Genomic DNA, 20,241 nt, shown 5'->3' with positions numbered 1-20,241 from the left:
CATGTCAGAGTCCGTCGTCGGTAAAGCGACGCTGGAGGTGGGCGCGGACGTGTCCGGCGTGCGCGCCGGCGTGTCCGAGGCCCGAAGTGCGGTAACCGGCCTCGCGAACACCGTCGCCACAGAAGGGCGGCGCGCCGCTCAGGGCATCGAGACGATCAGCCAGGCAGCGGCGTCGGTTGCGAAGGAGGGGGGCAGGGCGGCAGCCGGCGTGGAAACAATCGGCCAAGCCGCCACCGCAGCTGCGGGCAATATGGACGCCGCTGCGACGCGCTTCTTGCGCGGCCTGGAGCGTCAGGCCGATCGGGCCGGGAAGACGGCCGCTGAATACGCGGCGCTACGCGCCGAGCAGCTCGGCGTGACGGCAGCGGCGCAGCAGTACATCGAGCGCCTGCGCGCTGTGGAAGTCGCCAGCAAGGCGAGCGACACGGCGCAGCAGAACCTCGGCATGTCCGCGCGCCAGACGGCTGCAGCCATGCGGATGGTGTCGCCGCAGATCACCGATATCGTCACGCAGCTCGCGGGCGGCCAGAGCCCGATGCTGGTGCTCACGCAGCAAGGCGGCCAGCTCAAGGACATGTTTGGCGGCGTCGGTCCGGCACTCAAAGGAGTTGCGTCCTACGTTGCCAGCCTGATCACGCCGACGACGGTCGCCGCTGCCGCGGCTGGTGCTCTCGCGTATGCCTGGATGACAGGCGCACAGGAGGCCCGGGGTTACACCAACGCGCTGATTATGACCGGCCACTACGCCGGCGTGTCGAGCGGCCAGATGGCAGGCATGGCCGAGTCGGTGTCGCGCGTCATCGGCACCCAGCACCAGGCCGCCGATGTGATCACGCGTATCACGGCGACCGGACGGGTCGCCAGTGAGCAAATGGTCGAAGTCTCGTCGGCTGCCATCGCCATGGAAAAGGCGACCGGGCAATCGATCGATGAAACCATCAAGGATTTCGTCAAGCTCGCCGAAGAGCCCGCCAAGGCCTCGGTAAAGCTGAACGAGCAATTCCACTACCTGACCGGCGCGGTTTATGAGCAGATCGCCGCCCTGGAGCGCGCCGGTCAGGTCGACGAGGCTGCGGCGCTGGCGCAAAAGACGTTCGCGGACGCACTGCGCGACCGCGCGCTGGAGGTGCGCCGCAACGTCGGTTACATGGAGCTCGCCTGGATCGGACTGACCGAGACGGCGAAGAAGGCGTGGGACGCCATCGCAGGTATCGGCCGCGCAGAGACGGCGGGCGACAAACTGAATGGGCTCTACCGCACGATGGCCCAGCAAGAAAAGGAGCTGGCCGAGGCGCGCGCGAAAGGCTACAACACCGTCCAGCTCGAGGCCGCGCTCAACGCGAACCGGTCTCGCCTGCAGCAGTACAACGATGCTGTTGTCGCCGATGCGAAAAAGGCGTCCGACCAGGCGGCCAAGCAGCGTGCTGAAGACGACAAGATTGGCGCGCGGGTGTCGATCGACGCACTGATGAAGAGCGTCCGGTCGCGCCAGCAGATCCGCGATGACGATCTGAAGAAATTCAAGTCTGATGCGGAAAAGGCAGGGCTGTCGGCGGAGGAATACGCCAAGGGCGTTGCAGCCATCAATGAGAAGTACAAGGACAAGGCGCCAAAGGCGGCAACCGAAGACGCTGGCGCGCGCATGTTGGAAAACCTGCGCAAGACCGGCGCCGCCCTGGCCGCACAGCAGGCCGTCGAGGATCAGCTCACCGCTGGCCAGAAGGCGCGCGCCGAGTTCGAGCAGCAGATTGCGGACATCAAGGGCAAGAAGACCCTGACCGCAGATCAGAAAAGCTTGCTCACGCACCAGGATCAGATCCGAGCCCAGCTCGACCTGAATATCGCGGCCGAACTCGCGATCCAGAAGCGCAAGGATGAAACGGCCGAGCTGGAGAAACAACGGAAGCTGCTAGAGGACGCTCGCCAGCAGGCCGAGGGCATGAACGTCCGAATTGCCGATGCTGCGCAGGCGCGCAGTGAGCAGTTCGGCCGACAGCTTGACGCCTTCGGCTTGGGCAAGCGCGCCAACGAGCAGGTCAACGCGGCGAAGTCGATCTACCGCGAATTCGAGCGCATGCGCACCGACTGGAACAAGTCGATGACCAAGCGCGGGCTCGTTGGCTCTGACCTCTACAACGAAGAACTCGCCAAGATCAATGAGAGCGAGCGGGCCGCGCTGGATCAGTTGGGTGCGTATTACGACCAACTGGCCGCCAAGCAAACCGACTGGAAATTCGGTGCGCTGTCGGCGCTGGCGGATTACCGAGACGCCGCAGCGAATGTGGCGGCCTCGGCAGAGCGGTTCTTTTCCAACGCGTTTCAGTCGATGGAAGACGCCGTCGCCAACTTCGCCACAACGGGCAAGCTCGATTTCAAGAGCTTCGCCCAGAGCGTCATTGCTGACCTTGCGCGTATTCAGGCACGCGCCGCCATCTCCGGCTTGGCCCAGATGGGTCTCAGCATGGTCGGCAGCATGTTCGGCTCGTTCGCCGGTGACGTCGGAGGGCCCGCAGCGGGAACCGTTGCGGCAAGCGGGGGCACGATGGCGGTGCCTGGCGACATCCTCTACGGCGGCAGCATGCCGGCGCCTAGCTACGGCGGCGGCTTGTTCGTTGACGGCGCGCGCGCGGCGGGCGGGCCGGTATCCGCAGGCGGCTTGTATCTCGTGGGCGAGCAAGGGCCGGAGCTATTCCGGCCCAGCGGCTCCGGCTCCATCGTGCCGAACCATGCGCTTCCTGGTGGGGTGGTGGTGAACGTGATTGGGGCGCCGAGCCAGCCGGAGGTGCAGCAGTCGACCGACCAGGATGGCCGCACGCAAATCGACTTGATTTTCAAGGAAGTCGACCGGCGGATCGACGACAGGCTGCAGCGTGCAACGTTGCAGGGCGGCGTGTTGTCCGGCCGTCGCAACTGACAGGAATTCCATGGCACTTGAAACCTTCACCTGGCGTGCGGCCGGCAGCAGCGCCCAGGGCAGCGTCAAGCTGCGCACGCGGTCAGCGCAGTTTGGAGATGGCTACCAGCAGGTAGCGCCAGACGGCATCAACAACCGCACCAGCTCCTGGCCGCTGCGATTTGTCGGCAATGCAGTGCGCATCGGCGCAATTCAGGCATTTATTGACCGCCACGCCGGCGCGAAATCGTTCCTATGGACGCCGCCGCTGGGCGTGCAGGGGCGCTATCGCGTCGGCGAATACACGCCGGCTGTCGAGGCTGGCGGTGTCTATTCCCTTTCGGCAACCTTCGTGCAGAGCTTTGCGCCATGAATCTTTCGCTCACCTGGATCAACCTTGGGACCGCCCCGTTAGGGAAAGACGGCGATACCCAACGCACGGCAAACGATAAGACCAACACCAACATGTCGGCTATCGCCCAGGCTTTTTTCGGCCTAAGCGACGGCGTGGACGGCCTGAAAGTCAAAGTGCAAGGCCTGCAAGACCTGATAACCAGTCTGCAGTACATCAACTCAGTTGCCGTCGGACAAATTTCGTACTTTCCCCGGACAACGGTGCCGCCGTACGGTTGGTTCAAGGCCAACGGCGCGGCTGTGTCACGAGTTACGTACAAAGAGCTCTATGCGGTGATTGGCACCGCCTTCGGCGCCGGTGACGGCTCCACGACGTTCAACTTGCCAGACCTGCGCGCGGAGTTCTTGCGCGGCTGGGACGATGGTCGCGGCGTCGACGCGGGCCGAGGCCTTGGCACTTTTCAAGCTGACGATTTTCGCGCCCACAGTCACACGGTGCCAAATGACATCGTTTTTTCGGGCAACGGTACCGCGTTTCCGGGCGGGCCGTACGGGGTCAACTTTAGCGGCCGCTTCACTGGTACTTCCGGCGGAGCTGAAACGCGCCCGAGGAACATCGCGATGTTGGCCTGCATTCGATACGCATGATCATGGACATCTATCACTATCACCATCTGACGGGCGCATTTCTCCATGCGGGCGCAGCAGACGATAACCCACGCGAGCCGGAGTCGCCCCTCGTGCCCGCCTTTGCAACGCCACGGCAGCCCCCAGCTGCCCCACATGGATCAGTGGCTGTGTACCTGTGTGGCGACGGGTCAATTCCAAGCAACTGGCAGCAAGCGGAGTGGCACGTGTTGCCCGACTACCGCGCAGTCTCGCTGTACAGCACCCAGGATGGCAGCCCATACCGTATTAGTACCGGCTTTACGGGTGTCGGCCTGTTGCCTGTGGATGCTACGACGCTGCCGCGCCCCAGCGAGGCGCACATCTGGTCTGGCGCCACGTGGGTCCTGGACGCCCTTGTTGACGCGCGTTTGCGTAAGGAGCGCGCCATCCGGGAGCGCGCGACGCGCTTGTCCAGTGCTCGGGATGCGATGGAGCCCCTGGATATTGCCGTCGAACTCGGGGAGGCGACCCAGGCGGAGGCAGCGCAGCTGCTCGCGTGGAAGCGGTACATCGTCGCTGTGAATCGCGTTGACGTTTCGGCAGCTGAGATCCAGTGGCCTGAGGTTCCGACAGCATGAAAATCACGGCCGATATTCAGCGCCTCGAGCCCGGCGCACTCGTCGAGCTGTTCGAGCTCGATGCCACTGAGATCGGCGCCGACTTGCTGCGGTTTCACGGCTACACGCAGGTGGGTTCGATCTGGTGGCAAGGCAACGAATACAGTCCGTGGCCCATCGAAGGGAAGGGTTTCGCTCGCTCCGGTCAGGGGCAGCAGCCGGCACCGCGCCTGACCGTTGGCAACGTCGATGGCTCGATCTCGGCGGTCTGCCTGTACGCCAACGACCTCGTTGGCGCAAAGCTGCGACGTCGGCGCACCCTCGGCCGCTTCCTCGATGCGCGCAATTTTCCGGAAGGGAATCCTGAGGCAGACCCTGCGGAGGAGTTGCCCGTCGAGGAGTGGTTCGTCGAGCAAAAGACAGCCGAAACAAGCGAGACCGTTGAGTTCGAGCTGTCCAGCGCGCTCGATTTCAACGGCGTGCAGCTCCCGCGCCGCCAAATCGTCGCGAACGTGTGTGTGTGGCTGATGATCGGCGGATACCGGGGGCCAAACTGCGGCTACACGGGTGCCGCCATGTTTGATCGCGACGACAACCCTGTGGCCGACCCTTCGCTGGATAAATGTGGTGGCCGGCTGTCGTCGTGCAAATGTCGTTTTGGCGCCAACAACCCACTGCCGTTTGGCTCGTTCCCCGCGGCGGATCTGGTTCGCACCTGAAATGCAACAACAGACACTCGATGAAGCGCGCCGGCATGCGGCGCGCGATTTCCCGCGGGAGGCCTGCGGCCTGGTTGTCGTCGTCAACGGGCGGGAGCGTTACGTGCCATGTAGCAACGTGGCCGTCGGTACCGAGCACTTTGAGATGCCGGCGGAGGATTACGCAGCCGCCGAAGACCTGGGTGAGGTGATGGCCGTTGTGCACAGTCACCCGAACGCCAGTGCGGAACCCAGTCAAGCCGACCGCGTTGCATGCGAGGCATCGGGTGTGCCCTGGCACATCATCGCCTGGCCGGCTGACGACGTGCGCACGATCGAACCGTGCGGCTACCAGGCGCCGCTCGTCGGTCGGCAGTTTGCCCACGGCGTTCTGGATTGCTATTCGCTCGTGGTCGACTGGTATGCCCGCGAGCGTGGCATCCACTTGCCGGACTTTGAGCGGCACGACAATTGGTGGGCGAGCGGCGGAGACCTGTACCTGCAGCACTATGCGGAAGCAGGCTTCCGCGTCGTCTCGCAGGATGCGCCGGAGCGGCCAGGGGATGTCATTTTGATGCAGCTCCGTGCGCCGGTGCCGAACCACGCGGGTGTGTATCTCGGCGATGGCCACATGCTGCATCATCTGCACGGGCGGCTTTCGTCACGCGATGTGTATGGCGGCTACTGGCGCGAGATCACCCGGTGCGTGCTGCGCCACGAATCGGAGGCCTAGGCTATGGAGCAGAGAGTTCGAATCGTGCGCCTGTACGGAAAGCTTGGCACGCGCTTCGGCCGCCGCTTTGAGTTGGCAGTCGCGAGCCCGGCGGAGGCTATCCAGGCGTTGTGCGTGCTGCTAAAGGGTTTTCGTCGCGAGCTGCTCGAGAGCAAGGACAAAGGCATCGCATATGCGGTGTTTGCAGGTAAGCGGAACCTGACCAAGGACGAGCTGGAGCTTCCGCCGGGGCGGGGCGAGATTCGCATTGCGCCCATCCTCGTCGGAAGCAAGCGCGGGGGCATTCTGCAGACGATCATCGGGGCCGTGCTGGTGGTCGTGGGTGCCGTCGTGAGCTACTTCGGGGGCGGCCTCGGCGCGCCGCTGATGAAGTTCGGCGCCATGATGATGCTCGGCGGTGTCATCCAGATGCTGTCCCCACAGCCGTCTGGGTTATCGGCACGCGATTCGCCGGAGAACGGCGCCTCTTACAACTTCAACGGCCCCGTCAACACCAGCGCCCAGGGCAATCCCGTGCCGCTGCTTTACGGCGAGCTTGAAGTCGGCTCAGCCGTGATCTCTGGCGGCATCTTCGCCGAAGACCAGGTGTAGAGCCCGCAACTGATTTCTGAAACTGAACAGCAAGGCCCCGCTTATGCGGGGCCTTTTCTTTTGGGTGAGCCGAAGTGCGAAATATCGTCGGATACGGCGGGAAGGATGGCGGCGGCGGTAGTTCGCCAGTGGAGTCGCCCGACAGCCTGCACTCCATCGCCTATGCGCGTGTCCTCGACCTTGTGTCGGAGGGGGAGATTGCCGGACTGGTCAACGGGCTGCAGAGCATTTACCTGGAGGGCACGCCGCTGGCCAACGCCGACGGCTCGCTGAATTTCCAGAACGTTGCGGTCGACTATCGGCCCGGCACGCAAGATCAGGATGCCATTCCGGGTTTTCCGTCGGTGGAAAACGAAACGGGCGTCGGCGTTGAATTGACGTCGGCGATGCCATGGGTTCGTGCCATCGCCAATACGCAACTTTCGGCGGTGCGCGTGCAGCTTTCCGTGCCGGCACTGTCCAAGGCTGACACGAGTAACGGCAACATCAACGGCTATCGCGTCGAATATGCGATTGACCTGGCCACCGACGGCGGCGCGTATCAGCAGGTGATGGCCAGCGCCTTCGATGGAAAGACGACCAATAAATACGCGCGCACGCATCGCATCGAATTGCCGCCGGCGCGCAACGGTTGGACGATCCGGGTACGCCGAACGACGCCCAACGCCAACAGCGGCACGATCGCCGATACGACGCGTGTCGAATCGTTCGCCGAGGTGATCGACGCGAAGCTGCGCTACCCAAACTCGGCGTTGATCGGCTTGCGCATCGATGCGCGCCAGTTCAGCAACATCCCGACGCGCTCGTATCGGCTGCGCGGGCGCATTATCCGGGTGCCGAGCAATTACGATCCGGCCTCGCGCACGTACACCGGAATTTGGGATGGCACGTTTAAGGTCGCCTACACCAACAACCCGGCGTGGGTGTTCTACGACCTGGTGCTGCACACGCGCTACGGCCTAGGGGATCGAGTCAACGCGGCCATGGTCGACAAGTGGTCGCTGTACCAAATCGGGCAGTACTGCGACGAGCTGGTGCCGGACGGCCGTGGCGGGCAGGAGCCGCGCTTTACCTGCAATTGCTACCTGCAGCAGCGCGGCGATGCGTACAACGTCCTGCAGGATCTGGCGAGCGTTTTTCGAGGCATGGCGTTCTGGGCGGCCGGCAACGTGGTGGCGATGGCGGACATGCCGAGCACGGCCTCGTACCTGTTCCATGCGGGCAACGTCGTCGACGGGAAATTCTCGTACGCCGGCAGCGCCCGGCGCGCTCGCAAGACGGTGGCGCTGGTGTCGTGGAACGACCCGGCTGATCGCTTCATCGCCAAGGTCGAGCCTGTGCAGGATGCAGATGGCATTGCGCGCTACGGAATTCAGCAGACTGAGGTGACGGCCTTCGGGTGCACCTCGCAATCGCAGGCGCAGCGCGTCGGCCAGTGGATTCTCCTGACAAGCCGTCTGGAGACCGAGACCATTTCGTTTAAGGTCGGGCTGGATGCGGCCGTCGTCATGCCGGGCTCAGTAATTGAGGTGGCTGACCCGGCGCGGGCGGGCCGATCCAACGGCGGGCGCGTAAGTTCCGCTGCAGGCCGGGCTGTGACGCTCGATCGGCCGGCCGTTGCGGGGCCGGGGGATACCCTGGTCGTCAATATGACCGACGGTACCGCCCAGCGCCGCACGATCAACGGCGTCGACGGAAATGCGGTGACGGTGTCGGCCGACTGGTCGCTGCCTGTGCAGCCCGAGGCGGTGTGGTCGATCGAAAGTGCCGATCTCAAAACGCAGCTCTTCCGTGTCGTGTCCGTCACGGAAGACGACGGCCTCACGTTCGAGATCATCGCGCTGCAGCACAACCCGCAGAAGTATTCGGCCGTCGACCACGGCACGCGGATCGATACCCGCCCGATTACGATCATTCCGCCGTCGGTGCAGCCGCCGCCGGCCAATGTTGTGCTGTCCACCTACAGCACGATCGATCAGGGCATCGCGGTAACAACGATGGTTGTCGGCTGGCAACCTGTTGCAGGCGCAATCGCGTACACGGTGGATTGGCGCCGGGACAACGGCGAATGGGTTAGCGCCGGCCGGACCGGGTCGCAAAGCGTGGAAGTGCGGAACATTTACGCAGGTACCTACGTTGCACGCGTGCGGGCCATCAATCCGTTGGACGTGGCCTCCGCGCCAGCGTATTCCCCAGAAACGCACCTGCAGGGCAAGACAAGCCCGCCGCCGGTCGTGGGCACGTTGCTGGCCACGGCTATCGTGTTCGGCATCCGGCTCGACTGGGCATTTCCCACGGGGCCGCTCGATGTTGAGCGCACCGAGATCTGGTACAGCAAGACGTCGAGCCGTGCCGACGCGGTCAAGCTGGGGGATTTTGCGTTCCCCGCGAACACGCACACGATGATGGGCTTGGCGGCCGGCGCGCAGTTTTTCTTCTGGGCGCGCCTAGTCGACAAGTCGGGGAATATCGGCGCGTGGTATCCGAGCGGGTTGGGCGTGCCAGGTTCGAGCAGCTCGCAGGCCTCCGACATCCTGGACTATCTCAACGGCCAGATCGGCAAGACGCAGCTCGGGGCGGACCTGCTGTCTACGATCGACAGCATCGAGCCGCCAATGGCCGGCAGTAGCAACGACTACGCGGGTGACGATCACGTGTTCGCCGGCATAGTGTCGACGCAATCTGTGCTCGAGGAGGCGGGCCGGGCGGTGGCGCAGCGCGTCGACACCATGCAGGCCACCGTCGCGCAAAACACAGCGGCGGTGCAGGTCGCGCAGCAGGCCGTTGCGGATCAGAACGGCAAGCTGGCCGCGATGTACACCATCAAGACGCAGATTGCCGCCAACGGCCGCACGTACCTGGCTGGCATCGGTATTGGCGTCGAGAACAACCAAGGCGTCATCGAGAGCCAGGTGCTTATTGCGGCCGACCGTTTTGGCGTCATCCATCCGAACGGGAACAGCGTGCTCACGCCGTTCTTGATCCAGGGTGGCCAGGTGTTCATGGATTCGGCGTTTATTCAGGACGGCGCCATCACCAACGCCAAGATCGGCAACGTGATTCAGTCCAACGCGCTGGGCGCCAACGGCCGGCCGCGCTGGGTGCTCGACAAGAACGGAACGCTTGAGCTCAACGGAGTGGCCGGCGGTGGGTATCTGCGCATCACCGACCAGGTGGTGCAGGTGTTCGACGCGAATGGTGTGCTGCGTGTGCGTATGGGGATCTGGTGATGCCGGTCGGTCTGGAGGTTTACGACGCATCGGGGCGTCCGGTTGTTCGGCTTACCGATCGGCTGGGCGCCATCGTCGGCGTTTTTAACACGGGCACGAGCGCCGGTTCTGTCAGCGTTCCGGGGCTGGCGCGCGGTTCGCCGTTCTATGTCATTCAAACCGGGTGGTCGTCGGCGGTGGGCGCGTCGAATTTGCCGCAGATCTCGATTTCCGGGACGACGGTCTCCTGGTCCATACCGTATCCGGGCGATACGCAGGCTGTCACCGTCTACGTCGGAGTGTATTGATGACCGCAGGCTTTCAAGCGTTCAACAGTGGGGGCGTGCTGCAGATTGACGAGAACTACGTCAACCTGGGGCTGATCGCGACAGGGCAGGTGACGCCCTCCACGGCAACGCCGGATGGATTCATTTCGGCGTTTAAGATGGTCGAGCTGACCGTCACCGGTGTGGCTCCCATCATCGCTGTGCGGGCCAATTACGCGGTGGCCTTGGGGGACGTCCGACAGAGCGGCAGCTCGTGGACGTTTCGCCTATGCGTGAACACCACAACCGACTGGGACGGTACGGCGCTCACGTATTACATCTTCGACCAAGTGCCGGCGGTCGCGCATGGCATCGGGCTTCAGGTGTTCCGCGCGGATGGCGTCTGCACCTTCGATTCGAATTACAAGTATTTCAACCCGGTCGGCATCTTCACGTTGGCTGGCGGACAGCCCTTGGCGCTGACGGACTACAACGACTATACGGGCCTGCCAATGGGCACGTATGCCGTTGTGCTCTCGATGGAGCGGATGGGGACCCACTACGCGGTATCCGAGCTCGCCATCACATGCGGCGATGGGCTGCGTGCGTTGCCGAACGGCGTTCGAATGCGCTGGACGCAGATCAACGTGAATGCCGTCGGCGGGGAAGGGGGCGGATCGCTCATCGTCGATCCGCGTGCACGCCAAGCCGTCCTAATCGACGTGTCCAATATCTGACTACTCGATATGCATGCTGCCGATGTTGCCGACATCGGAGTAGGTGGTGTAACGGCGCGTCGCTTCCACCTTTGCGAGCGCGGCAATCTCGGGCTTGCAGTCGGAGCGATCACCGCGTGCCACAGCGGCACGGCACTCGAAAACGCGGACGCGTGCCGCGTGCTCCTCGCGGTCCATCCGCCAGGCGACTGGCTCTTCGGTGTTGCCAGGTGTTGCGCAGCCGGCCACGGCCGTGAGCGCGGATAGAGCTGCAATGCGGAGAGCGTGCATGGGACCCCCTTCAATGTTGTTTTTGCTGCTGCCCTTCCAGTTCGAGGGCGCGGCTCGATTCTAGGTCGCGCATCGCGAATAAAACACGGCCAATTGCAACGATTGTTGCCGTGTTTCCCAGACCTGCACACCCGCCAATCGGCGGGTTTTTCTTTTCTCGGAGCAACCATGCCATTTACAGACCCGGCTCTGCTGGGGGGGCAGAACGTAGCCGCCTTTCTCGACATGCTCGGGTTTAGCGAGGGCACTGACGACGGGCGACAGCCAACGCGTGACCACGGGTATGACGTCCTGGTGGGCGGACGCTTGTTCAGCAGCTACGCCGATCATCCGCGCGTGCTGGTGGATCTCCCGCGGCTGGGCATCAAATCCACGGCGGCCGGGCGCTATCAATTGCTGGCCCGGTGGTACGACCCCTACAGGCGCCTGCTCAAGCTGCCGGACTTCAGCCCTGCATCGCAAGACGCGATTGCCGTGCAGCAGATTCGCGAGCGTGGCGCGCTGGCCGATATTCAGGCCGGCCGCCTGCGCGACGCGATCGGCAAGTGCAAAAACATCTGGGCCAGCCTGCCGGGGGCAGGCTACGGCCAGCACGAACACACATTCGAACAACTGCGCGCGCGCTACCTACTGTGCGGCGGCAAAGAGGGGGCGGCGTAAATGACGGAACAGGAAATCGTGGTGGCCGCAAAGGTGGGCGGTGCGGCCGCGCTTGGCTCGGTGATCGCGCTGCGGTTTCTACCGGGCAGCTGGTGGCAGCGGATGTTGTCTTTCGTCAGCAGCCTCGGCATCGGTTGCCTGGCCGGCGGCGCGGCCGTCGAACGCTTCGCTCTGGTGCCGGGCTCCTACACGCACATGCTGGCCGTAGCGTCGGCCGCCGTCTTCGGTCTGGCGATCGTGAACAACGCCATGCAGCAGATCCCGGAAATCCTCAACGACGTACGGCGGCGCGTGATTGGCGGCGCGAAGGAGTGAGCATGCTCGCATCCATCAATGTGGTGGCCAACGCCATCATTTTCGCGGGGTCGCTTTGGGCGGTCCTTACCCACAAGGTCCCCACGCGCACCGGCGGCGCCTGCGTGCTCGCGCTGATCAACTATGCGGCGCTGGGGAATATCGCGATTCCTGGTGCGTGCCATAGCGCGCCGGAGATCGCCCTGAATGTGGCGGTGGCGATCGGCGTGCTCTGGGGGTTTTGGAGGCTGGAGCTCCGTGCGCATCGAAAGAGTGGGGGTGCGACGTGAGTCCATTCGATCCTCGCTTGCTGTTGGTGGCCATCGTCGCGCTCGTCCTGTCCTACGGGGTTGGGCGGGTCCAACAACACAGCTCCGACACCAATGTTTTCCAAGCAGAGCGCAACAAGGCCGCGCTCGACGCGGCGCGGGCGCAGCTTAAGGCGGTAGATGAGGCTCGAGTTGAGGGGCGACGCCGCACAGTAGAGATTTCGGAGATAGCCAATGAAGCAACACAACAAGTTGTTATTGCGCGCGCTGATGCTCGCGCTGCTGGAGCTGCTGCTGACAAGCTGCGCGCACGAGTTGAGCAACTCGTGGCAACCGGTCGCGCCGCCGGAAATCCCACCGTTGCCGGCGCAAGCCCGAGTCAGCCTGGTGGAGATCCCCTTGATGTGCTTGTCGACGTGCTCCGCCGGACTGACGGCGCTGCGGGAGAGCTTGGCGAATACGCAGACAACCTCAAAACTGCCGGGCTCGCCTGCGAGCGCAGCTACGGAGCGCTGACCCAGGGGCGATGGGAGGAGGCATCCCGAAATATGTGAGATATCGATTTTGGTTATGGAAAAGACCCGCGCGAACAGCATCCGCGCGGGTCTTGTCTTCTACTACGCGTCGGCTAGGTAAGCCTAGATGCGCTCGTTACTTCTTGGTAGGGTTCAGATACCAGGAGGCTTGGCCCCGAATGAAAACGATCACCAAGGGCATCTCTTGGGTCGGGGAAACGCGTTTGGCAACTTGAAAGGCCGCGTCGCGCAACTTCTCGATCGAGTCGGACGTTTCGCATACGTACGTGGCATCCGGCAGGTCGTAAACCTTGCCATCACCGCCTACGATTGTGCGCTTGCACCCAAGTGCCGCCAAGCCGGCGTGCAGTTTTTGATAGTCTTCCCACGACCCCTTGTGGATCGTGCATCGAATGGCGTAGCTAGTCATTTTGAACTCAATTCCTTTGCGCAAAAATTGCGCGTTAGCACACCGATCGTTCGTTGTGCTGGAACGTTACAAAATTCGGATCGAATTTTTGCTTGTTGTTCCGTTGATCAAATACGTAGAATTGAGCCCGCTGTAGCACCTGCTAATTAGCGCAATCCGGCTGCAACCGGTCCGCGGTAAGTGGCGAGGAAAGCGTTTGTTGGTAGCAAAGGCTTTCCGGGTGTACATCGAGCTGTGCCTCGGGCCCTGGTAGCGTGTCCTTTCTCGGGTCTTTGCGCTGTCAGGGCCTTCCTGTTCTCTTCGGCGACACCGGTATCGGCCTACCGGGCGCCTGTCGCTATATCACGTGATGCCTCCGTATCGAACCACTACAGCTAGTAGTGGGGCAGTGCATTACACCCAAGTATAGTGGACCCATCGAACAAGACCAGTCTTGACAGTTGGGGGCAGCGGGGGGTTTTTTGAACCGAAATGCGGTGCGGCAAAGCCGCTAACCCAGACAGGGTATAGGGTCGCGCGGGCGCACATACGGCGTCGCAATGATCACCTGTTCAGAATAATTCTTTCTATCCAATCGGTCTGATCGATAGATTTCTGCTTTTGCCGTGAGCGGCAGTCTGAGGTCTACGGTTGGACGCGATGTTCGAAGTGTGGCATCGCGTTCCGTCTGAGGATTTCGTCCATTGCGTCAAGGCGATTTGCGACCGGGTTCAACCATGCATCAAGGTCGTCGGGCCTGATCGGAACTGGGCAGCGATCGTGACCTGCCTCAGAGATTTCTGGCGGCGGATCTGTTGTGATGATCGCGAACGACAGCAAATCCTTCTCGCCTGCCTTCGTCGCGCGCCAGTGCGACCATAGGCACGCCACCAGCATTGTCTGCGGCGGTTCCGGCCGGAATTCCAGTACCTGGTTCTTTCCGTCAGGCGCGGCCACGTTCTCATAGAACGCGTCCACCAGCACAACGCCGTGCGTGTGCCCGTATTGGCCCTTCCAAAATCCCCGTAGGTTGTCCATCCGGGCGTTGTACGTCCCCGGGTACTTCTCGTCGTAAAACGCTGGCTTTCCGGCAGGCCGGCACTGGTAGCGCATGGGCTTGACCACGCGGCGGCCGTTCTCCCAGACCATCACAGGTGCGTACCAGCCCGGGAAGATGCGCGCATCCCGCGGCCTGATGTCGGTGGTGCGCAGGTCGTCGAGCTTCCCGGCGATCGCCGCGATCTTGTTTGTCGCGATTCGCTCGTCGTCTGCAGCTTTCTTGGTCGCCTTCACTGCCAACGACCGCTGCGCCTTCTCGAGCCGCTCGCGCTGCTTGGCAAGTTCCTGCAGCAGCTCGATCTCGTCGGCTTTCATTCGCTCGCGCAACACTTCGGCAATCTTCTTTTCCTCGTCCGTAACCGGCGATTCCAAGAACGGTGCTGTCATCGCCCTCGGCAGCCGGATGCGCTTCGGCTCGGCGAAGTACTCCATGATCATGTGGGTGAAGTCGTCCAGCGACATGATCGCACCGTACTCCTTCACGAACCGTCGATAGTCGGCCTCGATGCGGGCGGAGTAGCACATGGTTTCTCACACAGCGACTGATGCAAAAATCATACGCTGGCCCCAATGATGGCTTCCTCGATCTGCTGCTCGGTCGGGGCCATCGCCGCAGTCGTTGCTACAACTGGGCCACTAAGATCCGCCCGTCCCGGAAACCGAATCAGCCAGGTCTGCGCATAGTCCGTCCAGGTATCGATACCTTCTTTGCGTCTCTCGTACCCGGATAAAAGCAAGATCGACTCCTTTGCCCACACAAGTTGTGCATCGAACAATAGCCACTCCTTGCCTTCGGCGTCCTGAACCTGTTGAAGCTCTGCGACCCTTGTGGTGCGCTGGTTGATGGTGTCGCGCTTGTCACTGAGGCACAAGATCCCCTGGGCGTTGCCCATCGCACGCATCCATTTTTGTTTCATCACGCCCTTCAACTTGAGCGGTGTCACGTGCACTTTCATGCTAATCCGTGGCCCAATAGCACTGTATATATTTACAGTACTATTGGGCTCAGGGGCACGTCAATGCAGACAAGAGAGACATGAACCAAGGGCTACATTTGATCAGCCTTCCGGGCCAACGCCGACCGTGGTGGCGTCAGCCTCGACTTGCTGCATATTGCCTGCTTGGATCTGGGTTGCAAGTTTGAGTAGCTCGGCGGTCTGTGTAACTCGGGCTCCGTCGCCAAGGTCACCATTGAGGAAGGCCTGCAGTTCGCCGAGCAGCCGTTCCTCCAGTTCATCTAGTAAGTGGTAAGCGCCCGCGATTTTCCATTCATCGAGGAAGCTCTTCTGGTGCGGAAGGGCTTTGGCAACAAGCTCTGTCACGGTTTCCGGCTTGGCGATTAGCTCCGCTTTTTGACCCAACTTAATGATCGTCATTTGCGCGACGGCGTACCCGAGCACAGCGCTATATGCACTGAAGTAAGCCCAAGCTGCGGGAGAAAGGAACGGGCGCGCCGTACTGGCTTTTTCTTGAGCCGCTGCGTGGGCCGTCGAGTCAAAATTCAGGTGTTTGACCATAGCCCTGCCGCGTTCATCGTTCTGTGCGAACTCGGCCAACGGCTCGAACTTGAGCGTCGACATCCACGTCGCAATGAATCGATTTGAACGCAGGTGATGGACTGCAGCCCAAATTTGATCGACGGCTTCCACCCTCCGTTTATCGATTGCGGATTGACGAGCGGCAATCGAGGACAGGGCGGTGTGAGTCAGTCGCTCAAGCACTGCTTCACGAGTGCGAAAGTCAGACTGAACTTCGGCAAGCTTGACATCAAAACGGTGCTGAATGCGCTTGAACAGATACTCGGAGATCTTGTCTCTGAAGAAGAATAGAAGTCCCGACACGGCTCCGACGGATAGCGCCGCATTCACAAGGTCCGGCCAGCTCATGGTGTCGTTTTTGGGAGTTGTGTAGGAATGCCGCTTATTTTGATCTGTGACTATGCACGGCCTTCTAACACGTCACGCGTAACTTGCCATTGAAGGAGCAGATCCCGCATTTCAGCCTCGAATGCGTTGAGTCCCATATATTCCTGGGCGAGACCAAGTAGGTGGAGTAACGCGGCATTTGCAGCCAAGAGTGTAGCGCCTAGGTCCGATTTGTCAGGGTGGAAGATCATTCCGACGAACTCGTCTTCGCCATTCTTGTCGACGTGCCGATGAAGCGCCCCTAGCGTGATATGTGCGCCGTCGCCGGACGGGAGTCGATATGCCAGTTCGTATAGACTGCCCAAGCCAGCCTGGTGCGCAAGTGAGTTGTATCTCAGTGATTGGGGTCCCCGCGGGTATTCCAAATTGACTCGCGCCACTTCCGTCTCAAATCGGGTCATATCGGCATTTGCGCCCGCTTGGCGGTTTAACTCGATCATGGAGTTCGCCATTGCTAGAGAATGCTTCGCATGGTCTTCGTGCAATTTCTCCAGCGTCCCCTCCACCTTCAGGAGGCCTCCGGCCACGATTGCCGCCTCGCAACATAGGCGCGCCAATGTTCGGGCCTCCGCCATTGCACCGAGTTGCGCGAGCAAAATTGTAGATTGGAATGACTGCAGGCCCCGGTAAAAGGCGGTCAATGCGAGGATTTCCGCCTCAGAGCGTTCCCCATCCGGCATAGCGTGCACCATGCGCATCCCGATGCGGTTCATCCGATCGGCAATTCCGAACGCTTCAGGGAATTCGCGCTGGACCTGGGCCTCCCATCCGCCTAGATCGTTTCCAAGGAACCCAACCTGGTTGAAACCAGATACTTCCGCCGCCGCGTTTTCCATGCTTCCTCTCCTTTTCGACATCGGGACCGATAGCGTAGGTTCTGGCGTAGGTCCCGGCGCATTCCAAAGCTACGAAAGGGACAAGTGACTCTGCATCATCGGGGTGTGCTTGTCGAAGGGGCCGTATTTCGGGTCGATCTCCAGAGCAGGAGTGGAGTGTTCAGCCATGAGTGCTCAAAGCGCAGCGCGCCGCCCGATGGGATTCGATCAGGCCGCGCGCGGAAGGTGTTGAATCGCGCAATTGTTGCACACCCGCGATGCGGCTTCACCGTCCATCGTTGGCAAGCCGGCCTTCGAGAAAGTCGAGAAAGCACGCAATCCGCGAAGCCAACTGGGTGTTGCGGTAGTACACCGCGTGAATCGGCTGCAGCACCTCCACCGTGGCATCCGGAAGCACCTGTATGAGATTGCCCGTGCGCCGGTCTTCAGCGCTCATGAAGTCAGCCAGGCAGACGATGCCGACGCCCTGGAGCGCGAGCTGCCGCAGCGTTTCACCGCTGGAGGCTTTGAGCGTGGGTTCGATGCGCAACCGGTCGCCATGCGGGCCGCGCAGGGGCCATTGGTTCAGCGATTCCGGCTGCCCGAAACCGAGCAGGACGTGCTTCTGCAGGTCATCCACGTTGCGTGGCCGGCCGTGCGCTTTCAGATAGGCGGGACTCGCCAGCACGCGCAGCCGCCGCGTGCCGAGCAGGCGCGCACGCAGGGTGGAATCGCGTAGCGGGCCGATGCGGATCGCCACGTCGGTGTCTTCTTCCAGCAGATCGATGATCAGGTCGTTGGTGTTCAGCTCCAGGTCAATCTGCGGATACTGCGCGCGGAAGTCCGGCACCAGCGGCGCCACCACATGCAGCATGAACGGCATGGCAGCGTTGATGCGCAGGCGTCCGGCGGGCTGCTGACGGCGCAAGGCGATCTGCTCCTCGGCCTCGTCGACGGCGGCGAGGATGCTGCGCGCCTGCGCCAGAAATGTGGCGCCTTCTTCGGTGAGCGCCAGCCGCCGTGTGGTGCGCGAGAGCAGGGTGGTGTCCAGTTTCTCTTCCAGCCGGCGCAGTGCGCGGCTTACACCCGACACGGTCTGGCCGAGTTGCTCGGCGGCGGCCGTAACGGAGCCCGTGTCGACCACGGTGCGAAAGGCAAGCAGTTCTTCGAGCGTGGTTTTCATCGCTTATTGTCAATTCCAGATCAAAAGAATTCTGCCTAATGTGGCGTCATTTGCAAAGATCGCCACCGGCGATGGCCGCTCTGCACGGGTGCAAATGCTGCGCGGCCGGCCCTCGCGCGGGTGTGCCCCCTCAAGATTGGCGCTCCGCCTGCCGATAGACCATCCGGACCCCTAAAACCATAGTGGAAACGCGTTTGCGCAAACGGCGCCTCGCGGTTCCGCATCCGGAGACTCTGGAATGAGCAAGCTCAGCTTTCGCCAAAAGCTTTGGCTGCCGTTGGTCATCAGCCTTGTCGCGCTGACCTTGATCTCGGTATTCAACGCGTATCAGGCGCGCGAGATCCGAATAGAGGAGCGCAAGAACAACCTCGTCAGCGTGACCACCATGGCCATGAACCTCGTCAAGCAGTACGACGATCTGACCAAGAATGGCGCGTTGAGCAAGGACGCCGCGCAGCAGCAGGCGCTCGACCGCTTCAAGGCGCTGCGTTACGACAAGGACGGCTACTTCACCATCACCAGTTCTAACAACGTGGTGGTGATGCACCCGATCAAGCCCGAGTTCATCGGCAAGGACCAGTCCGGCTTCAAGGATGCGCAGGGCAACGCCGTCTACGTGGGCTTGACCAACGCCGCCAAAGACCCGAAGGGCGGATTCACCAGCTATGTTTGGCCGAAAGTCGGCGGCACGGATCCTGTGCCCAAGACGGCTTTCGCGATGCGCTATGAGCCGTGGGACTGGGTCTTCTCGACCGGCGTCTACATGGATGACATCAACGCCGCGTTCATGACGTCGCTGTACCAGACCGGCGGGCTGTTGGTGCTGGTGGGTGGTTTGCTGGTGCTGCTGGGCGGCGTCGCGAACCGTAGCCTGCAGCGCACGCTCGGCGGCGACCCTGCCTACGCAGCCGATGTGGCCAACCGCATTGCCGGTGGCGACCTGACGGTCGAAATCGCCACCCGCGCCGACGACAATCACAGTCTGCTCTACGCCATGAGCCGCATGCGCGGCGCGCTGGTGCAGACCATCAGCCGTATCAAGGGCGCCTCGGAAACCATTGGCACCGCCACGCGCGAGATTGCCAGCGGCAACCTTGATCTGTCTTCGCGCACGGAACAGCAGGCCAGTTCGCTGGAAGAAACGGCTTCGGCCATGGAGCAGCTGATGTCGACCGTGCAGCAGAACGCCGACAACGCCCAGCAGGCCAACCAACTGGCCGCGTCCGCCTCGGATGTGGCCGTGCGCGGCGGCGATGTGGTGACGCGCGTGGTCGAGACCATGGGCTCGATCAACGCATCGTCGCGCAAGATCGTCGACATCATCGGCGTGATCGACGGCATTGCTTTCCAGACCAACATCCTCGCGCTGAATGCCGCGGTGGAAGCCGCCCGCGCCGGTGAGCAGGGCCGCGGCTTTGCCGTGGTGGCCGGTGAAGTGCGCAGCCTTGCGCAGCGCAGTGCCGCTGCCGCCAAGGAAATCAAGGCGCTCATCGATGATTCCGTCGTCAACGTAGATGCAGGCAGCGCGCTGGTGGAAGAAGCCGGCACGACCATGCGCGAGATCGTTGCAAGCGTGAAGCGCGTGACCGACATCGTTGGCGAGATTTCGTCCGCCAGCCAGGAACAGCGCTCGGGCATTGAAGAAGTCAGCCATGCCGTCACGCAGCTTGATGACGCCACCCAGCAGAACGCCGCACTGGTGGAGGAAGCCGCCGCAGCGGCGCAATCGCTCGAAGAGCAGGCGGTGAGCCTGACGCAGGTGGTGGCGCAATTCCGCCTCGATGCGCATGCGCTCCGTGCTCCGGCCATGGTCGCCAAGGTTGAGCCGGTGGTTGCGCCGGTCAAGCCGGTCGCAATTGCAGCGCCGGTAGCACCCAAGAACGAGGCGCCGCGCCGCGATGCCGCCAAGCCGAGCACCGATGCCGCCAAGCCCAGGCTGACCTCGCGCAAGCCGCCTGTGCTGCGCAAGGCGGCGGCCAAGCCGGTCGCCCGGGCCGAGAAGAGTGTGCCCGCACCGGCAGTCATACCGGCAAGCCTGTCCAAAGCGAAGCCGCTGGTGGCCGCCGGAGACGATTCGGACTGGGAAACGTTCTGACCCGCGACTGACTTTGACCTCGTTGATTTGACGCGCGCAA

23 protein-coding genes are annotated in these 20,241 nt (G+C 62.3%); 15 read left to right on the top strand and 8 right to left on the bottom strand.

Annotated elements, in window-relative coordinates; translation table 11 throughout:
• Position 1: 1 nt before the first annotated feature.
• From NG898_RS13960 to NG898_RS13915, 10 genes are all read left to right on the top strand, one after another.
• Positions 2-2,914, top strand: a complete 2,913-nt coding sequence (locus NG898_RS13960; RefSeq protein ID WP_252692827.1) for a phage tail tape measure protein — start codon at positions 2-4, stop codon at positions 2,912-2,914.
• Between the two features lie 10 nt (positions 2,915-2,924).
• Positions 2,925-3,266, top strand: a complete 342-nt coding sequence (locus NG898_RS13955) for a phage tail protein (RefSeq protein WP_252692826.1) — start codon at positions 2,925-2,927, stop codon at positions 3,264-3,266.
• The gene (locus tag NG898_RS13950; RefSeq protein ID WP_252692825.1) at positions 3,263-3,895 is read left to right on the top strand and encodes a phage tail protein; all 633 of its coding nucleotides are present in this window, start codon (positions 3,263-3,265) and stop codon (positions 3,893-3,895) included. Before NG898_RS13955 ends, NG898_RS13950 begins: the two co-directional genes overlap by 4 nt.
• Positions 3,896-4,101: 206 nt before the next feature.
• Complete coding sequence (locus NG898_RS13945; protein WP_252692824.1) at positions 4,102-4,494, top strand: tail fiber assembly protein; 393 nt, start codon at positions 4,102-4,104, stop codon at positions 4,492-4,494.
• Complete coding sequence (locus NG898_RS13940) at positions 4,491-5,192, top strand: phage minor tail protein L (RefSeq protein ID WP_252692823.1); 702 nt, start codon at positions 4,491-4,493, stop codon at positions 5,190-5,192. Before NG898_RS13945 ends, NG898_RS13940 begins: the two co-directional genes overlap by 4 nt.
• Before the next feature lies 1 nt (position 5,193).
• Complete coding sequence (locus NG898_RS13935) at positions 5,194-5,904, top strand: C40 family peptidase (protein WP_252692821.1); 711 nt, start codon at positions 5,194-5,196, stop codon at positions 5,902-5,904.
• Positions 5,905-5,907: 3 nt separating this feature from the next.
• The gene (locus tag NG898_RS13930) at positions 5,908-6,495 is read left to right on the top strand and encodes a tail assembly protein (RefSeq protein ID WP_252692819.1); all 588 of its coding nucleotides are present in this window, start codon (positions 5,908-5,910) and stop codon (positions 6,493-6,495) included.
• Between the two features lie 74 nt (positions 6,496-6,569).
• A complete protein-coding gene (locus NG898_RS13925; protein ID WP_252692818.1) occupies positions 6,570-9,725 on the top strand; it encodes a TipJ family phage tail tip protein in 3,156 nt (1,051 codons plus the stop codon).
• The gene (locus NG898_RS13920) at positions 9,725-10,012 is read left to right on the top strand and encodes a hypothetical protein (RefSeq protein ID WP_252692817.1); all 288 of its coding nucleotides are present in this window, start codon (positions 9,725-9,727) and stop codon (positions 10,010-10,012) included. Before NG898_RS13925 ends, NG898_RS13920 begins: the two co-directional genes overlap by 1 nt.
• On the top strand, positions 10,012-10,707 hold the full coding sequence (locus tag NG898_RS13915; protein WP_252692816.1) for a hypothetical protein: 696 nt from the start codon (positions 10,012-10,014) through the stop codon (positions 10,705-10,707). The genes NG898_RS13920 and NG898_RS13915 overlap by 1 nt, the downstream gene beginning before the upstream one ends.
• On the opposite strand, the gene NG898_RS13910 is transcribed toward NG898_RS13915, so the two are convergent.
• A complete protein-coding gene (locus NG898_RS13910; protein ID WP_252692814.1) occupies positions 10,708-10,977 on the bottom strand; it encodes a hypothetical protein in 270 nt (89 codons plus the stop codon).
• Between the two features lie 10 nt (positions 10,978-10,987).
• Positions 10,988-11,152 carry a hypothetical protein gene (locus tag NG898_RS13905; protein WP_252692812.1) on the bottom strand — a complete coding sequence of 55 codons (165 nt, stop codon included), beginning with the start codon at positions 11,150-11,152 and terminating at the stop codon, positions 10,988-10,990.
• Here NG898_RS13905 and NG898_RS13900 point away from each other — a divergent pair.
• From NG898_RS13900 to NG898_RS13885, 4 genes are read left to right on the top strand one after another with little or no spacing between them, the layout of a single operon-like run.
• Complete coding sequence (locus NG898_RS13900) at positions 11,146-11,637, top strand: glycoside hydrolase family 24 protein (protein WP_252692810.1); 492 nt, start codon at positions 11,146-11,148, stop codon at positions 11,635-11,637. The genes NG898_RS13905 and NG898_RS13900 overlap by 7 nt on opposite strands.
• Positions 11,638-11,952, top strand: a complete 315-nt coding sequence (locus NG898_RS13895) for a hypothetical protein (RefSeq protein WP_252692808.1) — start codon at positions 11,638-11,640, stop codon at positions 11,950-11,952.
• Positions 11,953-11,954: 2 nt separating this feature from the next.
• The gene (locus tag NG898_RS13890; protein WP_252692806.1) at positions 11,955-12,221 is read left to right on the top strand and encodes a hypothetical protein; all 267 of its coding nucleotides are present in this window, start codon (positions 11,955-11,957) and stop codon (positions 12,219-12,221) included.
• Between the two features lie 26 nt (positions 12,222-12,247).
• A complete protein-coding gene (locus tag NG898_RS13885; protein WP_252693441.1) occupies positions 12,248-12,754 on the top strand; it encodes a DUF2514 family protein in 507 nt (168 codons plus the stop codon).
• Positions 12,755-12,851: 97 nt separating this feature from the next.
• Here the strand turns inward: NG898_RS13885 and NG898_RS13880 are convergent, their stop codons facing one another.
• From NG898_RS13880 to NG898_RS13855, 6 genes are all read right to left on the bottom strand, one after another.
• Positions 12,852-13,145 (bottom strand): hypothetical protein, encoded by a 294-nt coding sequence (locus tag NG898_RS13880; protein WP_252692804.1) that lies wholly within the window; start codon positions 13,143-13,145, stop codon positions 12,852-12,854.
• 624 nt (positions 13,146-13,769) lie between these two features.
• Positions 13,770-14,708, bottom strand: a complete 939-nt coding sequence (locus NG898_RS13875; protein ID WP_252692802.1) for an SOS response-associated peptidase family protein — start codon at positions 14,706-14,708, stop codon at positions 13,770-13,772.
• A 29-nt stretch (positions 14,709-14,737) separates the two neighbouring features.
• A complete protein-coding gene (locus NG898_RS13870) occupies positions 14,738-15,139 on the bottom strand; it encodes a hypothetical protein (protein WP_252692801.1) in 402 nt (133 codons plus the stop codon).
• A 102-nt stretch (positions 15,140-15,241) separates the two neighbouring features.
• Positions 15,242-16,069, bottom strand: a complete 828-nt coding sequence (locus tag NG898_RS13865; RefSeq protein ID WP_252692799.1) for a hypothetical protein — start codon at positions 16,067-16,069, stop codon at positions 15,242-15,244.
• 50 nt (positions 16,070-16,119) lie between these two features.
• Positions 16,120-16,944, bottom strand: a complete 825-nt coding sequence (locus tag NG898_RS13860; RefSeq protein ID WP_252692798.1) for a DUF5677 domain-containing protein — start codon at positions 16,942-16,944, stop codon at positions 16,120-16,122.
• A 265-nt stretch (positions 16,945-17,209) separates the two neighbouring features.
• Positions 17,210-18,106, bottom strand: coding sequence for a LysR family transcriptional regulator (locus NG898_RS13855; protein ID WP_252692796.1), 897 nt, complete (start codon positions 18,104-18,106; stop codon positions 17,210-17,212).
• A gap of 238 nt (positions 18,107-18,344) precedes the next feature.
• Here NG898_RS13855 and NG898_RS13850 point away from each other — a divergent pair, with 238 nt between their 5' ends.
• Positions 18,345-20,201, top strand: a complete 1,857-nt coding sequence (locus tag NG898_RS13850; protein ID WP_252692794.1) for a methyl-accepting chemotaxis protein — start codon at positions 18,345-18,347, stop codon at positions 20,199-20,201.
• Positions 20,202-20,241: the final 40 nt, after the last annotated feature.

It is taken from the genome of Ralstonia mojiangensis (assembly GCF_023955645.1).
Taxonomy (GTDB): domain Bacteria; phylum Pseudomonadota; class Gammaproteobacteria; order Burkholderiales; family Burkholderiaceae; genus Ralstonia; species Ralstonia mojiangensis.
Note: the sequence above shows the minus strand (reverse complement) of the source record. Positions and strands in the feature narration are given on the sequence as shown.

Excerpts from the sequence above, each read along its gene's own strand:
- NG898_RS13950 (WP_252692825.1), top strand. The coding sequence starts at position 3,263 with ATGAATCTTTCGCTCACCTGGATCAACCTTGGGACCGCCCCGTTAGGG.
- NG898_RS13860 (WP_252692798.1), bottom strand. The coding sequence starts at position 16,944 with ATGGAAAACGCGGCGGCGGAAGTATCTGGTTTCAACCAGGTTGGGTTC.
- NG898_RS13920 (WP_252692817.1), top strand. The coding sequence starts at position 9,725 with ATGCCGGTCGGTCTGGAGGTTTACGACGCATCGGGGCGTCCGGTTGTT.
- NG898_RS13960 (WP_252692827.1), top strand. The coding sequence starts at position 2 with ATGTCAGAGTCCGTCGTCGGTAAAGCGACGCTGGAGGTGGGCGCGGAC.
- NG898_RS13865 (WP_252692799.1), bottom strand. The coding sequence starts at position 16,069 with ATGAGCTGGCCGGACCTTGTGAATGCGGCGCTATCCGTCGGAGCCGTG.
- NG898_RS13850 (WP_252692794.1), top strand. The coding sequence starts at position 18,345 with ATGAGCAAGCTCAGCTTTCGCCAAAAGCTTTGGCTGCCGTTGGTCATC.
- NG898_RS13935 (WP_252692821.1), top strand. The coding sequence starts at position 5,194 with ATGCAACAACAGACACTCGATGAAGCGCGCCGGCATGCGGCGCGCGAT.
- NG898_RS13900 (WP_252692810.1), top strand. The coding sequence starts at position 11,146 with ATGCCATTTACAGACCCGGCTCTGCTGGGGGGGCAGAACGTAGCCGCC.
- NG898_RS13905 (WP_252692812.1), bottom strand. The coding sequence starts at position 11,152 with ATGGCATGGTTGCTCCGAGAAAAGAAAAACCCGCCGATTGGCGGGTGT.
- NG898_RS13890 (WP_252692806.1), top strand. The coding sequence starts at position 11,955 with ATGCTCGCATCCATCAATGTGGTGGCCAACGCCATCATTTTCGCGGGG.
- NG898_RS13880 (WP_252692804.1), bottom strand. The coding sequence starts at position 13,145 with ATGACTAGCTACGCCATTCGATGCACGATCCACAAGGGGTCGTGGGAA.
- NG898_RS13940 (WP_252692823.1), top strand. The coding sequence starts at position 4,491 with ATGAAAATCACGGCCGATATTCAGCGCCTCGAGCCCGGCGCACTCGTC.
- NG898_RS13870 (WP_252692801.1), bottom strand. The coding sequence starts at position 15,139 with ATGAAAGTGCACGTGACACCGCTCAAGTTGAAGGGCGTGATGAAACAA.
- NG898_RS13955 (WP_252692826.1), top strand. The coding sequence starts at position 2,925 with ATGGCACTTGAAACCTTCACCTGGCGTGCGGCCGGCAGCAGCGCCCAG.
- NG898_RS13855 (WP_252692796.1), bottom strand. The coding sequence starts at position 18,106 with ATGAAAACCACGCTCGAAGAACTGCTTGCCTTTCGCACCGTGGTCGAC.
- NG898_RS13910 (WP_252692814.1), bottom strand. The coding sequence starts at position 10,977 with ATGCACGCTCTCCGCATTGCAGCTCTATCCGCGCTCACGGCCGTGGCC.
- NG898_RS13915 (WP_252692816.1), top strand. The coding sequence starts at position 10,012 with ATGACCGCAGGCTTTCAAGCGTTCAACAGTGGGGGCGTGCTGCAGATT.
- NG898_RS13930 (WP_252692819.1), top strand. The coding sequence starts at position 5,908 with ATGGAGCAGAGAGTTCGAATCGTGCGCCTGTACGGAAAGCTTGGCACG.
- NG898_RS13895 (WP_252692808.1), top strand. The coding sequence starts at position 11,638 with ATGACGGAACAGGAAATCGTGGTGGCCGCAAAGGTGGGCGGTGCGGCC.
- NG898_RS13875 (WP_252692802.1), bottom strand. The coding sequence starts at position 14,708 with ATGTGCTACTCCGCCCGCATCGAGGCCGACTATCGACGGTTCGTGAAG.